This is a genomic window from Endozoicomonas ascidiicola, from assembly GCF_001646945.1.
GTDB lineage: Bacteria > Pseudomonadota > Gammaproteobacteria > Pseudomonadales > Endozoicomonadaceae > Endozoicomonas > Endozoicomonas ascidiicola.
In genome coordinates this window covers 341,240-355,938 of sequence record NZ_LUTV01000001.1, presented here as the reverse complement: position 1 = coordinate 355,938, position 14,699 = coordinate 341,240, and the positions used below count along the sequence as shown (strand labels likewise).

Sequence of the window (14,699 nt, the reverse complement as noted above, 5' to 3'; positions counted from 1 at the left end):
TATGAACGAGAACAACATCATTCTTGAGATCAAAAACCTCAACACTCGTTTCGATACGCCGGATGGCGAAGTATCTGCAGCCAGCGAGATCAACTTCTCTTTGAAAAAAGGGGAAAGCCTCGGTGTCGTCGGGGAATCCGGGTCCGGAAAAACCCAGATATTTATGGCACTGATGGGCTTGCTGGCAAAGAACGGCAAAACCACAGGCAAGGCCATTTTTAAAGGACAGAACATTCTTGGACTGCCCGTTGCCGAGCTAAATAAGGTTCGTGGCGTTTCCCTGTCCATGATTTTTCAGGACCCAATGACATCATTGAATCCCTATCTGAAAGTCTCACGACAGATGACGGAAGTTCTGATTGAGCATCAGGGAATGAACAAAAAAGCAGCACTGGAAAAATCCATCGATATGCTGGAGCTGGTCGGTATTCCAGAAGCGCGCAAGCGGGTGCATATGTACCCTCACGAGTTCTCCGGCGGTATGCGACAACGAGTCATGATTGCCATCGCCCTGCTCTGCGAACCGGACCTGTTGATTGCCGATGAACCAACTACCGCTCTGGACGTGACCATTCAGGCGCAGATTCTCGACTTACTTCAAGATCTGAAAGAAAAGCTGGGCATGTCCATTGTGATGATCACCCACGACCTCGGTGTCATCGCCAATATGTGCGACCACGTAATGGTAATGTACGGTGGCCGAGTGATTGAAACCGGCTCCGTTAGCTCACTCTTTACTGATGCCAGGCACCCTTATACACAGGGACTGCTGAAATCTATGCCAAGGATTGATGGCAATCATAATGAAGACCTGTATGCGATCCCAGGCCAGCCTCCTAACCTTCAGGCCTTACCTAAAGGCTGTGCCTTTCAGCCTCGTTGCCAATATGCGACAGAGCGATGCCATCAGGAACAACCAACGACTACCTACATCGATGAGAATCGTACGGCATCGTGCCATCAGTTAAACGCGGTCACCGCCTGTCACCCGATGAATGTTGTAGAGGGCGCCCTATGAATACTGTTGAAAAAGCCCCCATCCTGACCGTCGATAACCTTAAGGTTCACTTCCCTGTGGATGTCGGCACTATTTTCACACGTAAGAAAACCCTGAAAGCCGTTGATGGCGTAAGCTTTCAACTCTATGAAGGGGAAACACTGGCAGTCGTGGGCGAGTCAGGCTGTGGAAAATCCACTCTGGGCCGAGCTGTGCTGCAGTTATTGCACAACACCGACGGACAAGTGGTCTGGATGGGCCAAAACATCACGGGCAACTCAGTGAAAGAGATGCGCCCTCTGCGTAAAGATATGCAGATCATTTTCCAGGATCCACTGGCCAGTCTTGATCCACGCATGACCATTGGCGAAATTATTGCAGAACCGCTGGTCACCCATCACCCGAAATTATCGAAGGATGCCGTAAAAGACCGTGTTCGTGAAATGATGGATATCGTTGGCCTGCTGCCAAGAATGATTAACCGTTACCCTCACGAGTTTTCTGGAGGACAGTGTCAGCGCATTGGTATTGCCCGGGCGATGATTCTGCAACCCAAAGTGATTGTCTGTGATGAACCCGTATCCGCACTGGATGTGTCCATTCAGGCACAGATCATTAACCTGCTGGGCGAACTGCAGAAGAAGTTTGGTCTGTCATTGTTGTTTATCAGTCATGATCTTTCAATCGTACGACACATCAGCCATCGAGTCATGGTTCTGTATTTAGGGAATGTGATGGAGGTTGCGGATAAAGATGATCTCTACAACTCACCACAGCATCCTTATACTCAGGCATTGATTTCAGCGGTTCCAGTGCCGGATCCGGAAGCAAGGAAGAAACGGGTAGTACTGAAAGGTGATCTTCCGTCGCCTATTAACCCGCCTTCAGGTTGCGTATTCAGAACTCGCTGCCTTTATGCAGATGAGCAATGCGCGCAAACAAAGCCAGAGTTAATCAATATGGGTCATTCAACGTCAGGTGAAAACCATCAGGTTTCTTGCCACAAGGTCACGGTGATTAATGAGTAAGGTAGCCAACAGGGCTGCCCATCTCGTTCCATGTTTCAAGGTTGTCGCAAAACGGAAATAGAAAAACAGCCAGGGCCACCACAACCCCGGCTGTTATAAGGCAAAGTTTTAGAAGGCGTACTTCACCGTCAGGGAAACGTTATCCCGGTCGGTGAGTTTCTTTTCTTTGTAAGCTTCTGTATCAGCATCATGATCTCCCATATAAGCGAGATACTTGACCCCTACCTGCACACCCGAACGGTGATGGGTAAAGTCTGCACCGATACTGAAACGGTGATCACCTTCACCTCCAACACCACCGGTCATAGTTCGACCTTTCACCTGGCGTGAATAGCTTACAGGAACGCCCATATCCCAGGATTCAGTGATCCCCGGATAAGCGAGATTTAAGGACGCGGATGCTGCTAAACCATAGCTAGTCCATGCAAGTTCATCACTTCCAATTACGGGCTCATCTTCAACACTCTGAATATCAACATAAGCGACTTCCGTAGTAAGTGTCGCACTATCAGAAATCGGTGAGCTACCAAAGTTCACTATCGCATTCAGGTTCGTCTGCAGCACATCGCCTCGAGTTGGATTAGACAATGCTCCAGCCAGTACAGGCGCACCTTTCTTATAAGTCACCTCACCTGCGATTGAGGCTATCCCCGCACTCGTCGTAAACGTTAAACCATACAAGTCAATGTCATCCATATATTTGACCTGATACGTAGCTGAACTCTGACTAGTCATTGTGGTTACAGGTGTTGGAATACGAGAGTTATAGCTTAGGTAGTACAAACCAAGCTCGGTTAAATCACTCACACGATAACGAGCACCGACTCCCCACTGATCATGATCAGGTGTAATATCTGCCTTGCGTTGTCCAAAATCGCACCCATCGGGTGCCAGCGCACTGGGTATCAAACAAACAGCGCCATTACCCACCGCCTCACTGGTGCTAAGATAAGAGCCGGGTTCCGATACCACAGTCTCATGCCAGTCATACTGATAATGAGCCAAGAGAGAAAGATCAGGTGTAATTTCCAACTGCATGGAAACCTGCTCTTCTGGCAACAAGATATCTTTCACTTCTGTGCCCGGTATACCGGATTTAATCGCATCAGAAGGCCCCTGCGCCAGAGACATGCTTGGGAAAAACAGAGCCTCGCCCCATGCCACTACATGGCTACCTAAACGAAAATCGGCATAACCACTTTCACCAAAAGGAAACGCAGTGTAAACATAAGCATCCAGGAGACGGGTGTAACCACCATGATAGCGTTCAGCATCATCAGTAAACTTATCATCGTGGTAAACGCCGTCGTAAAAAGTGCTACCAGACAACACCAGACCACTATTACCAAATCGCAAATGGCTTTCCATTAATAATGAAAGGCCATTATTAACCAAATCACCTTTATCAAAATTGGTGTTACCACTGCTGGTTAACTCTTTATTCTGGTCGTCCAGCCGTTGTGCTGCCGAATACGTCAGCGTGCCTTTCCAGTCCAGGGTGACGTCATTTCCCAGCTCAATGGTTTCGCCAGCCAACGTGTTACCGGCAAGACCAAGGCTCAACACAGCCATGGCCAGTTTGCTTTTCTTGAATGTGTGCATTTTCTTATTATTCCTTGTAGGCCGGTAACCGTCAGGTTGCCGACACCACCACAGCAATTTTGATCGGCAATCCATTCAGGATTGCCGACGGACGAGCTGTGGCATTCAAAACAATTAATTAATGGCTTAAACGACGAAGCGCCGCTGGCGTGTACATATCTTTGGTCATGTTGCCGGCATTAAGAATTGGGCCTTTAGCCTTTTCCTGGAACAGGTTGTAACCGACATAGCCGCCAGAGGTCAGATCGTGGTAAAAGCTGCTGCCCGCCTGCCATGCCTGCATATCGTAGGCGTAGTAGTAATTGATGTAAGCGTGTTGTACCAGCTCATCACGAGTGTCGTAAAAATCCGACACCACGCCATGCCAGGTATCTTCGTCAATGTACATTGTGCGTCGACCATACTTATGGCGATAGTCGTCTTTCAAACGACCTTCAAGCACCCATACACGACGAAGCTCGTAGCGCATGAAATCCGGATTAGCGTGGCCTGTCTGAAGCAGCTCATCATACTTCACATCGCTACCATGAACTTTGTAAGCATTTGCCGGAATATAAATCTCTTTTTTACCCAGAGAGTGCCAGGTATAGCGTTCTGGTGAACCGTTCATCAAACGATCTGAATCCAGTGTCAACTTGCCCGCTGTAGAAGCCAGCGGTGTATCAAAACCGTACTCCGGCAACTGTCTTACACGACGAGTGCCCGGGTTATAATTCCATGCCAGTCGTTTACCCTGGGCAAAGTTCACCGGTTCAATTGATACCGTCGCGCTGCCTTTGCTCCGGATCGGTTTGGTGGTGGCAGTGATGCCGTAGGCCATAATGTCCAGCATGGGCTGGCCAATATAATCCGGATGATTCACCAGGCTCAGACCTTTGTTCTTCTGTGCTCCCCAACTTATCTTGCCCGTTGAACTTACGTCTGCAACATCACGATCTGTCTGATAGGTAAACGCACGAAACGGAAAGTTATGGTTTGCCAGAATCTGCATAGGCTGGTCAGCATCAGGAATTGGAAATGGAACCCCACCCATATAACCGGTAAAACCAAAACCTTCATCGGTCAATTCTGAGTCTGCAGCATTCCTTTTCACTACGTCACAAACCACATCGGGATAACGGAAATCACGACGCCCTGCATATACCGGAATTTCAAAGGTCTCAGGAAAACGCTCAAACATAGCCTGCTGACCAACGGTCAGGTTTTCCTTATGTTCCTGCCAGTTAGCGCCGGTAATGATCAAACGAGGCTTGTCGTCTTGATACGGATCAATTGGATGCTGGCCAACATTTGGCGTGTATTCAATGCCTGGAGGTGTTCCGAGCCATTTGCCGGAAAAAGGAGGAATCGTGCCATCTGCGTTGCCAGCGGCTATCGCACCGGTACACGTCAGTTCATTTCCAAGCTTGGCGATATCTTCAGGTGATGCTTTTGCCAGAGCGAAGCCACTACCGGAGAGCAGCAGTGCCGTCATTATGGGCGTCACTAGCCGGTTAATTTGCATTCTTATTATTCTCCCTGGGAAGATATTCAGCATGTATTAATACATCTGAATATCTAACACGGTTGGTTTATTATTTTTCTTATCCCGGGATCATTTTTTGCAATTACACAAGGGCGTGAATCGTCCTTACGGACTAGGCCAAATTTTCACCAGACACCAGTAACCACGAGGGTTATAGCCATATTAAAAACAGGGTTATTTTATCGCAGACAACAAAAAACTCCCACGCTTACGCATGGAAGTTGGAAATAGAAAAGTAGAGCCTACTGGTTATTCAGCAGACTGCCCCACCGAGAAATCATGTCCCCACATACTTACTCTGGTGAACTCAAACGCGCTGTGCTCTTGCCAATCCACCTGCAGGCCGCCATAACCAAACTCCATATCAAAACCTGACGGTGTTTTCATATAAAAAGAAGTCATTTTATCGTTTAAATGCTGACCGATAGTCGCCGACAGTTTCACACCATGAGCTTGATGACGATCATGAGCACGCCCAACCTCCGTCATGTTTTCCACTTCCACCATGGCATGCACACAGCCAGAAGGAACAGGAAATGCGCAGATAGCCAGACTGTGATGACGTGGATTACTGCAATGCAGAAAATAGATTGGCAGCGGATCAGCATCAGGCGCCGGCTTGAAATTGAACATATCAGACACGGCAAAGCCCAGAACCTCTTTCAAAAAACTCAGTGTTTCATCAAAGTTCGGCGCTGGCAGTACGGTATGCCCCAACCCCATATCACCAGTGACAAACTTTGGCACACCTTGAGGTGAAATAAATGGTTGGCAGTCTGAACAGTAGCCCCAATAGAGCTCATGAAGATTACCGGAAGGGTCGCGAACCAGAGCAATATCCTGAACGCCGCGCTGCTGACACATCGTACTGTCGCCTTTTTCCCAGGCAATGCCTTTTTCATCGAGAAGCTCTGTAGCATTATTAAATGCTTCGAGAGATCCCAACTCCCACCCTGACGACAAATATCGTTTATCATCACCTTCAACAATTAACATTCTGAATGGGCGGTCATCCATTTTAAGATAAAGACCACCATTCGGAGCTTCAGACGTCATCATACCCAGCACATTTTCTGCATAGGCTTGCCATTCCGGCAAGTTATCCGTCTGAGCAACAAAGTAGCCGAGGGAGCGAATATCCATCATGAGTTCATCCTCTTCTTATTATAATTTGATAACGTCGTTTTCTTTTTATGCGTCAGCCTCAATGGCTGACAATCCAAGCGCCTGTAAAAGCAACTCATCGTAGGGAAGATAGCTTTTTGCCCGACTGTCCCTGATGTAAATGGGCTCCTGGCATAACTCAGGATCATACCCCTGCTTTTGCAGGTCTATTTTTCTCAATTTGAAGGTGCTGGTCAGATCAGCAGACTGACATAATCGTAGAAACTGTGGCGCTGCATAGTCGGGTAACTTTTTTGCAGTTAAAGTATAAAATGCCTCAGGATCAAATCCGCACCCCTTCTGCATAACAATCGCAGCCATGCCCGCCCGGCCCTCATGCCCCGGAACCTGAACACCATAGACATTAATCAGCTCTATACCCTCAGCATCACCAAGAGCGATAGCCACTTCCTGAGTAGAAACATTCTCACTTTTCCAACGAAAGGTGTCCCCTAAACGATCAACAAAATAAAAGTAGCCATTGTCGTCAAATTTCAGAAGATCACCGGAACGCCAGAAACTGTCCCCTTGCTGGAATACGTTACGAAGTATTTTCTGCTCTGTTGCTTCTGCGCTGGTATAACCTTCAAAGCGGCCGCCGCCCATATCAGGGCTGCTGATGATGTAACCCAGAGCCTCACCGATTTCACCTGCCTCACAGGGAATCAGATAACCCTGTTCATCACGAAGGTATTCATTGCGTTCCAGATCAAACCGAACCAGCCTGAGATTGGTTTTACTCCAATCAGGAATTCGACCACAGGAGCCCGGATAGTTATCCATGTTCAGAAGATTGGTGTTCGCTTCGGTAGCTCCCCAACCTTCATAGATATCCATCTGTCCAAACTTGGTGATCCATTGCTGCCATGTATGCTCGTTCAAGCCAGCACCAACAATGCAGCGCAGACTGTGCATAGGCGCATTGTCGTAGAAGTTCAGGAGATAGCGGCAAATCTCCCCAATGTACTGACAAACCGTGATCTGATAATCGCAAACATCATCCCAGAATCGTCGAACACTGAATTTTCGCCGGAGTACAATGGTCGCCCCTGCCGACAGCGCAGTAGAGGTAACAGAGGTTGCTGCCGCACCGTGATATAGCGGTAAAAAACAATAAAACACATCTCTCTGATCCGCCTTGATGCTGACTTCCATCACATCACCAGACGACAACCAACGCATATGACTGTAGATGGCGGCTTTCGGTAAGCCTGTGGTACCGGAGGTGTATATCAAAATGGCTGGGGATTCAGCCGTTATCGATGCTCTCAGCTGAGCATCAACAGGTTCAGCAGATGCGGTATTTATAGCCTGATAAAATGCTTCGTCCAAACACTCAAGGTCGGTGCTGTTGGCAGGTTTCTCCTCATCAGGTAACAACCATAACTGTAACCCCTGTAAACCTTCTGCGGCTGAAAAATGATGAGCACACTCCTCACCCACAATCACAGCACGAGCACCAGAGGCAGAAATAGCATGCTTCAACGCGTTCCCACTCACCTGTGTGTTCAGGAAGGCGATCACCACACCCACTTTCACCAAACCAAACCATACATGATAAAAGTCTGGCCGATTCTCCAGAGCCATCGCACAAACGTCACCGGCAGTAAGCCCCATAGCCAAAGCCGCACGGGCTACTTGATTTGCTCTGCAATCCACATCGCGGTACGAATGAGACTGGTCACCATAGAGCAGAAAGGGATGATTTCCGTGCTTATCCACCCTTTCTTGCCAACGATCAGCAATCGTATAGGCAGCATCAGGACAAACACGATTAGCAACAGCAGATCTCTCATCCATTTTGGCCTGAGTCTCTGCTCGCTTGGGAATGATTACTTGCCCAGTGTCTTTCATCACAAATCAACGCACCCGGATTTTCGGAGCAGGCGTATCTTTACGCATACTCAGCAGAAACTGCCCTAAAGGTGCAGGCTCAGCAACCTCCGGTAGCTGATCATCAACTGGCCGGTTGGCCCAGAATTCTTTCCAGGAGGGAAACAGGTCATGAAAAGTACCTTCATAAGGCTCACGACCTGGCCACCGCATCTTTAGATCACCAATAGGCTGCTTATTCAGATCTGAAGCGTACCAGTAACAAGGCAAACGACGACGAAAATACCAACGCCCATCAATGCGTTCATAATCGTCCCAATACAGCATCTGCATGGTTACCCATTCCGGGCCAGTTTCATGTTCGTTTTTTGAGTAAACGACACCAATAGCATGATCTGCATCCACAAACTCAATAATATGCTGACCAAGATGATGAGAGGTGCCGGTAAACTGATCCCGAAGTGTTGAGTCAACCCACTGTTTCAGATGCTCTCTGCCGGTTTTACCTCGACCTACCCGCACATCTGGCGCAAACAAGCCTACATGGGCATCCAGATCCCGCATATCCAGCGAGAGAGAATATTTACCGGCAAGCTGTCGAATTTCTTCCGTTGATTCCAGACGGTCAATCCGTTGTGCTAACGATGAGAGCGATGACTCAGGCATATCGACGTCCACTTTATTTGCCGCTCATGGCTGTTGTTATGCTCATGGCTGTTATTATGCTCAGGGCTGTTGTTAGATAAATGCCATGCCACCGTTGGCAGCAATGTTTTGTCCGGTGATGAATGACGACTCATCGGAGGCCAGAAAAGAGGCAACGCTGGCAATTTCTTCTGGCTCACCCATACGCCCCAGCGGAATGCCTGCAATCATTTGATTGGTCCACTCATCCGGAATATCCGCCATCATTGGCGTATTTGTCGGGCCAGGCACAATGGTGTTTACACGAATACCATTAGGCGCCAGTTCCCGTGCAATACTGCGGGTCAAACCCATCACGCCAGCTTTGGCAGCGCAATAATGGCTTGGGCCTTCACCAGAAACAGCAGCGGTGCTGGAGATATTAATAATGCTACCACCGCCGTTTTTCTCCATCAGGCGGGCACCTTCACGACAGCAATAGAATGTACCGGTCAAGTTAACACCAATGACTTTCTGCCAATGGGCATCGGGGGTATCCAAAAACGCATCCACAGAACCAACACCGGCGTTATTAACGACCACATCCAGTTGACCAAAACGCTCTTCAACCTTTGCCATGGCAGCCCGAACGGATTCTGCATTGGAGATGTCACAGCCAACTGGTAGCACACTGTCTCCCAGATCACTGGTGGCATTGGCGACGGTTTCTTGATTAAGATCGACAGCAGCAACCCGTGCACCTTCTGCAACAAACTTTTTAACCACCGCCAGACCCATACCCTGAGCGGCGCCGGTCACAAAAACGACTTTATTCTTATGCTTCATGACTTCAGTCTTCTCTTATTATTTTTCTGATCAACGCAAATCACATTAACGGTTTTGATATGCCCGAGACTGGTCTGAATGGACGATGCTGTAAATGGTGGTGAACCTTGATATTTGGCAGTCAGGAATTTGCCATTTGTTCTGTCTGCGACCCATGACAGAACGCTAAAACAATAATAAAGAAGGGTATTAACATGTCTCAGAATGACCTGCCGCTGCCAACCGGTGAGTTTGCCAAGCTTGATAATGGCATCACTCTGCATTATTTAGATGAAGGACAGGGAGAGACTATTATCTGGCTACACGGCAGTGGTCCTGGCGCCAGTGGCTACAGCAACTTTAAAGGCAACTTCCCTTCTTTTATTGAAGCTGGCTATCGCAATATTATTCTCGACCTTCCCGGTTTTGGCCGTTCCGATAAGCCAGACGACATTCAGTACAACCTGGATTTTTTTGTTGAAACCCTGAACCTGTTTATCACCCAACTAGAACTCACCAATTGCATTTTGCTCGGCAATTCTCTTGGTGGCGCCATTGCCCTCGGTCAGGCACTGAAACATCCGAGCACCGTAAGCAAACTGCTGTTAATGGCACCCGGAGGGGTTGAAGAGCGCGAAACCTACTTCCAGATGGAAGGCATTCGACGTATGGTTGAGGTGTATCAATCTGGCCCAATGGGTGTGGATGAAATGCGTCAGGTCATGCAGCTGCAACTGTTTGATTCTTCCCGGCTTTCTGATGCATTACTGGAGGAACGTGCTGCCGTTGCCAAGACTCAGCCGGCCAATCTGTTCTCCACCATGATGGTGCCAAACATGACCGAACGGCTCCATGAACTGGACTGCCCGATTCTAGGTTTCTGGGGCACTAATGACCTGTTTAACCCACCAGAGGGCATGTTCAAGTTCCTCCATAACGCCAAAGAGTGCCGTTTCCTGATGCTCAATCAGTGCGGACACTGGGTGCAGGTGGAACACGAAAAACTGTTTAACCGCACCTGTATCGATTTCCTGAAAAATAATTAATACCAGAGAGTCGTTGTATGTCTACTTTCGAACATCTGTCTAAACCGGGTCGAATTGGTTCTCTGGATCTGAAAAACCGCATGATTATGGCGCCTATGGGCTCAAACTTCGCTGAAGCGGATGGTCACTGCGGTGAACGCATTCAAGCCTATTACGAAGAGCGTGCCAAAGGTGGAGCATCATTGCTGACCATGGGCGTCTGTTCTGTGGCATACCCCCACGGCACAGCCGAGCCTTATCAGGTGGGTATTTCTGATGATCAGTTTATTCCCGGACTGAAACAGCTAACCGACAGAGTGCACAAGCACGATGCCAAAATTGCTATTCAGCTTCAGCATGCAGGTAAGACTGCGGTAAGGGATCTGGCTGAAGGTCGAGAGTTATGGGTGCCTTCACTGCCCAAGCCTCAAAAGACCGATATGATGAGCTCCCTCACTCTCACAGAGCTTGGTTCATTTATTCGTCCAAAGGCAGGTACCAAACCCACCATTCGGGTGATGGATAAAAACGACATTAATCAAATGGTTGAATGGTTTGCATCAGCAGCAGAGCGTGCCGTAAAAGCCGGCTTTGATGGTATTGAATTACATGCAGCCCATACCTACATTATTGCAGGATTCCTTTCTGCCTATTCCAATGTGCGTGATGATGAATACGGTGGATCATTAGAAAACCGTGCTCGTTTTTTAATGGAAGTGATTGCCGCGGTTCGTGAGCGAGTAGGTGAAGAGTTTCCGATCTGGCTCCGGCTGGATGCTCAGGAACTCAGAATGGAAGGCGGCATTACTGTAGATGACTGCATTGCCGTCGCCAAAATGGTCGAAGCCGCAGGGCTGGATGCCGTGCATATCTCTGCCTACGCCAATACTAACAGTGGCGATGCGTTTACCGAAGCACCATTAGTTCAAAAGCCAGCAGGCTTTCTGGATTGGACGGCAGAAGTTAAAAAGCACATCAAGATTCCGGTGATTGCCGTAGGGCGACTGGAGCCAGAGGTGGCAGACAAAGCCATTGCAGATGGCAAGTGCGACTACATTGCCCTGGCTCGAAAGCTGCTTGCCGACCCTGAATTTCCAAGAAAGGTCATTGAAAACCGTCCACAAGATATTCGCCCCTGCATTTACTGTTATGTTTGTGTCAGCCAAATATTCGTCAATGAACGTGTAAAGTGTGCTGTGAACCCCATGACCGGGCATGAATCAAAAATTCAATTGATCGCAACCGATCACCAGAAGCACATTGTCGTCATTGGTGGAGGCCCTGGGGGCATGGAAGCTGCCAGAGTCGCTGCCACTCGCGGGCATCGAGTCACTTTAATTGAACGCAGTCAACGATTAGGGGGAACCTTGTTTTTTGCCTCCCTCGCTTATCCGGAGAATGGTCCTTTGCTGGATTATCTGGTGAATCAAGTAAAGCAGCTTCCTATTGATGTTCGATTGAATACTGAAGCTAATGAAGCTCTTTTAAACGAACTGAAACCCGATGAAGTCATTGTTGCCACGGGTGCTCTGCGTAATGCTCCCAATATCCCTGGCGCTGAGCACAAACATGTTTGGTCCGGAGATGAACTTCGTCGCCTGATGACGGGTGACGGTGACGATATCGCCAAAAAGAAACTCAATGTCGCTCAACGAATGATGATGAAATCCGGTTCAATGATCGGAGCCACCAACAGCACAGAAGCCATTCAGCAACTGTCAAAACTTTGGATGCCACTTGGTAAGCAGGTCGTCATTGTTGGCGGTGGTCTTGTTGGACTGGAGCTGGCAGAATTTCTGGTGGAGCGCGGTCGGTCAGTTACGGTTCTGGAACCAGAAAGAGACCTCGGTACCGAATTAAGCATTGTTCGCCGCTGGCGGGTACTTCACAACCTGAAAACCCATAATGTCGATACCGTTACGTTTGCCAACGTCACTAAGATTGATAAGTCAGTGGTTTACTATCAAGATAAAGACGGCGTAGAGCACCAACTGCCTGCAGAATCTGTTGTTCTGGCCGTTGGTGCTGAACCGGATCATGGCTTTGCCAGTCAATTGGCTGAAGCAGGGTTTAATGTTACGAACATCGGTGACAGCTCCGATGTCGCTTATATTGAAGGTGCGATTCAATCCGGCCTACAAGCAGGGATAAACTGTTAGTCAGACCCTTAGTAATAAAATAACAGGGCTGAATGTCCTGTTATTTCTTCACCAACCCCCGTGACATTTTCTCAAATTTCTCGCCATAAGGCGGCAGCATACCGCTCAATTTCGGCAGGTTGATCCAACCCTGTTTGAATACAGACTTGGAATGACTAAACGTTTTGAAACCTTCGATACCATGAATCTGCCCCATACCACTGGCACCAACACCACCAAAAGGCAAGTCGTCGCAGGCATAGTGAACGGCGATATCATTAATAGTCATTGCCCCCGCCATCGTATTATCAATAACTTTTTTTTGTACCTTTTTATCCTTACTGAAAAGATACAGCGCCAAAGGGTTTGGGCGACTATTGATATCCAAAAGACACATGTCGAATGACTGATAGGTTCTTATGGACAGTATGGGACCAAAGATTTCTTCCTGCATCACCAGCATGTCATTGGTCGGGTTAATGACCAAATGCAGGGGGATTTTATGGTTAGCCCTGTCACTCCAGTCCGCCTGAACAGTATCCAGCGAAATCACTTGAGCACCTTTTATCCGAGCATCATCAAGATAAGACAAAATACGTTCAAAGTGTCGCTCATTAATCACTGAAACAAAGTCTGGGTTATCCTGCACCATGGGATAAAGCTCCGCGATCACTGAACGACACTTTTCAACAAAAGCATCCAGAGCAGCTTCAGGCACAAAACAATAATCCGGACTGACACAAATCTGGCCACTATTCATGGCTTTGGTAGCCATTAGTTTGTCCGCTGCATCATCCAGATCATAGTCTTCTGCAATAATCACCGGAGATTTCCCACCCAACTCCAAAGTGACAGGTGTCAGATTTGGCGCTGCGGCTGCCATCACTTTACTGCCCACTGAGCCTGCACCGGTAAAAATCAAATGATCAAACGGCAATCGACTGAAGGCAGCTCCGGTGTCAGCATCACCATTAATAACAGCAATCTCATCATCAAAGAAATATTCCGAAATCAGTTTTTCAAGTAATTCTGACGTGCACGGGGTAAATTCAGAAGGTTTGATCATTGCCCGATTACCAGCGCCAAGCACATCGGCCAGCTGAGCAAAAATGGCATTCACAGGCACATTCCATGGCGTCATGATCCCCACAACACCTTTAGGCTGATAATGAATTTCACTGCGCGAGCCAGTGACATTCATCGGGAAAGGAGCGCTGCGTTGTTCAACCCTCATCCATTTTTTCAGTTTTTTACGGACAAACTTCAGGGACTGAATTGAAGTAAACAGCTCAGAGACCCGAGTGACATTATCGGATCGACAACCAAAGTCAGCTTCAACCGCTGCACATATCTCATTCTGATACGTGACCAATAAATCAATACAACGGTTCAAGCGATCAATTCTTGTATCCAGATCCGGGTAGGGAATACCTGAATGAGCAAGGCGTTGTTTATTCAGCAAATGCATCAACTTTTGTTCAATTGATCCGAGGTCTGCCCGTTTTTCTGATTTTATTACAGCAGCGGATTCTGTCTGTGTAGCCTGCATAATGAGGGTGCTCAGCCTGATCAATGTCCTGTCTGAAGGTTATGAGTAATTGGAAAACCGTATTGATTCATTTTTTTCCAAAAAGATGACCAATGTCCTGTTGAACATATGATCGCTCGGAGTGTTAACAGCATTGAGGCACCTTCTTCTTTCCAGCGCATACCTGATCTGCACATCCTCTGTTTCACCAATATTTTACAGGCCGCTTCAGTAACCCCAGAGCCGATTGGTAAATGGGCGCTCAGGGCTTCCGGATAGACCATCTTTTTCCAGTTGTTCTTAAAGTAGGTTCTTGGGCTAAGTTACCGTTAATGGTTGAATCAGCTAAACTCCTATAAAATCAACGTGGTAGGGGAGTGATATGCAATCTGAACTCTTCCAGAATTTTA

At 48.0% G+C, this 14,699-nt stretch carries 11 protein-coding genes; 4 read left to right on the top strand and 7 right to left on the bottom strand.

The window, feature by feature from the left end; all coding sequences use genetic code 11:
• Window position 1: 1 nt before the first annotated feature.
• Window positions 2-1,018, top strand: a complete 1,017-nt coding sequence (locus AKL11_RS01325) for an ABC transporter ATP-binding protein (RefSeq protein ID WP_067514792.1) — start codon at window positions 2-4, stop codon at window positions 1,016-1,018.
• Window positions 1,015-2,025: an ABC transporter ATP-binding protein gene (locus AKL11_RS01320; protein WP_067514790.1), complete on the top strand. Its 1,011-nt coding sequence runs from the start codon at window positions 1,015-1,017 to the stop codon at window positions 2,023-2,025. The genes AKL11_RS01325 and AKL11_RS01320 overlap by 4 nt, the downstream gene beginning before the upstream one ends.
• Before the next feature lie 108 nt (window positions 2,026-2,133).
• Here the strand turns inward: AKL11_RS01320 and AKL11_RS01315 are convergent, their stop codons facing one another.
• The 6 genes from AKL11_RS01315 to AKL11_RS01290 all read right to left on the bottom strand — a co-directional run bounded on the left by AKL11_RS01315 (window position 2,134) and on the right by AKL11_RS01290 (window position 9,619).
• Window positions 2,134-3,627: a DUF1302 domain-containing protein gene (locus AKL11_RS01315; RefSeq protein ID WP_067514788.1), complete on the bottom strand. Its 1,494-nt coding sequence runs from the start codon at window positions 3,625-3,627 to the stop codon at window positions 2,134-2,136.
• A gap of 118 nt (window positions 3,628-3,745) precedes the next feature.
• Complete coding sequence (locus AKL11_RS01310) at window positions 3,746-5,131, bottom strand: DUF1329 domain-containing protein (RefSeq protein ID WP_067514786.1); 1,386 nt, start codon at window positions 5,129-5,131, stop codon at window positions 3,746-3,748.
• A gap of 270 nt (window positions 5,132-5,401) precedes the next feature.
• Window positions 5,402-6,298, bottom strand: coding sequence for a VOC family protein (locus AKL11_RS01305; RefSeq protein ID WP_067514785.1), 897 nt, complete (start codon window positions 6,296-6,298; stop codon window positions 5,402-5,404).
• A gap of 45 nt (window positions 6,299-6,343) precedes the next feature.
• The gene (locus tag AKL11_RS01300) at window positions 6,344-8,170 is read right to left on the bottom strand and encodes a long-chain-acyl-CoA synthetase (protein WP_067514783.1); all 1,827 of its coding nucleotides are present in this window, start codon (window positions 8,168-8,170) and stop codon (window positions 6,344-6,346) included.
• Between the two features lie 6 nt (window positions 8,171-8,176).
• Window positions 8,177-8,815, bottom strand: coding sequence for a nuclear transport factor 2 family protein (locus AKL11_RS01295; RefSeq protein ID WP_067514782.1), 639 nt, complete (start codon window positions 8,813-8,815; stop codon window positions 8,177-8,179).
• Window positions 8,816-8,887: 72 nt separating this feature from the next.
• Entirely contained in the window at window positions 8,888-9,619 is a 732-nt protein-coding gene (locus tag AKL11_RS01290; RefSeq protein ID WP_067514780.1) for an SDR family NAD(P)-dependent oxidoreductase, read from the bottom strand.
• Between the two features lie 194 nt (window positions 9,620-9,813).
• On the opposite strand from AKL11_RS01290, the gene AKL11_RS01285 reads away from it, so the two are divergent.
• Both AKL11_RS01285 and AKL11_RS01280 read left to right on the top strand, forming a co-directional pair.
• Complete coding sequence (locus tag AKL11_RS01285) at window positions 9,814-10,644, top strand: alpha/beta fold hydrolase (protein WP_067514778.1); 831 nt, start codon at window positions 9,814-9,816, stop codon at window positions 10,642-10,644.
• A gap of 17 nt (window positions 10,645-10,661) precedes the next feature.
• Entirely contained in the window at window positions 10,662-12,782 is a 2,121-nt protein-coding gene (locus AKL11_RS01280; protein ID WP_067514776.1) for an oxidoreductase, read from the top strand.
• 40 nt (window positions 12,783-12,822) lie between these two features.
• Here the strand turns inward: AKL11_RS01280 and AKL11_RS01275 are convergent, their stop codons facing one another.
• Complete coding sequence (locus tag AKL11_RS01275; RefSeq protein WP_095210078.1) at window positions 12,823-14,310, bottom strand: coniferyl aldehyde dehydrogenase; 1,488 nt, start codon at window positions 14,308-14,310, stop codon at window positions 12,823-12,825.
• Between the last annotated feature and the right edge of the window lie 389 nt (window positions 14,311-14,699).

Excerpts from the sequence above, each read along its gene's own strand:
- AKL11_RS01315 (WP_067514788.1), bottom strand. The coding sequence starts at position 3,627 with ATGCACACATTCAAGAAAAGCAAACTGGCCATGGCTGTGTTGAGCCTT.
- AKL11_RS01300 (WP_067514783.1), bottom strand. The coding sequence starts at position 8,170 with ATGAAAGACACTGGGCAAGTAATCATTCCCAAGCGAGCAGAGACTCAG.
- AKL11_RS01295 (WP_067514782.1), bottom strand. The coding sequence starts at position 8,815 with ATGCCTGAGTCATCGCTCTCATCGTTAGCACAACGGATTGACCGTCTG.
- AKL11_RS01305 (WP_067514785.1), bottom strand. The coding sequence starts at position 6,298 with ATGATGGATATTCGCTCCCTCGGCTACTTTGTTGCTCAGACGGATAAC.
- AKL11_RS01290 (WP_067514780.1), bottom strand. The coding sequence starts at position 9,619 with ATGAAGCATAAGAATAAAGTCGTTTTTGTGACCGGCGCCGCTCAGGGT.
- AKL11_RS01325 (WP_067514792.1), top strand. The coding sequence starts at position 2 with ATGAACGAGAACAACATCATTCTTGAGATCAAAAACCTCAACACTCGT.
- AKL11_RS01275 (WP_095210078.1), bottom strand. The coding sequence starts at position 14,310 with ATGCAGGCTACACAGACAGAATCCGCTGCTGTAATAAAATCAGAAAAA.
- AKL11_RS01310 (WP_067514786.1), bottom strand. The coding sequence starts at position 5,131 with ATGCAAATTAACCGGCTAGTGACGCCCATAATGACGGCACTGCTGCTC.
- AKL11_RS01285 (WP_067514778.1), top strand. The coding sequence starts at position 9,814 with ATGTCTCAGAATGACCTGCCGCTGCCAACCGGTGAGTTTGCCAAGCTT.
- AKL11_RS01280 (WP_067514776.1), top strand. The coding sequence starts at position 10,662 with ATGTCTACTTTCGAACATCTGTCTAAACCGGGTCGAATTGGTTCTCTG.
- AKL11_RS01320 (WP_067514790.1), top strand. The coding sequence starts at position 1,015 with ATGAATACTGTTGAAAAAGCCCCCATCCTGACCGTCGATAACCTTAAG.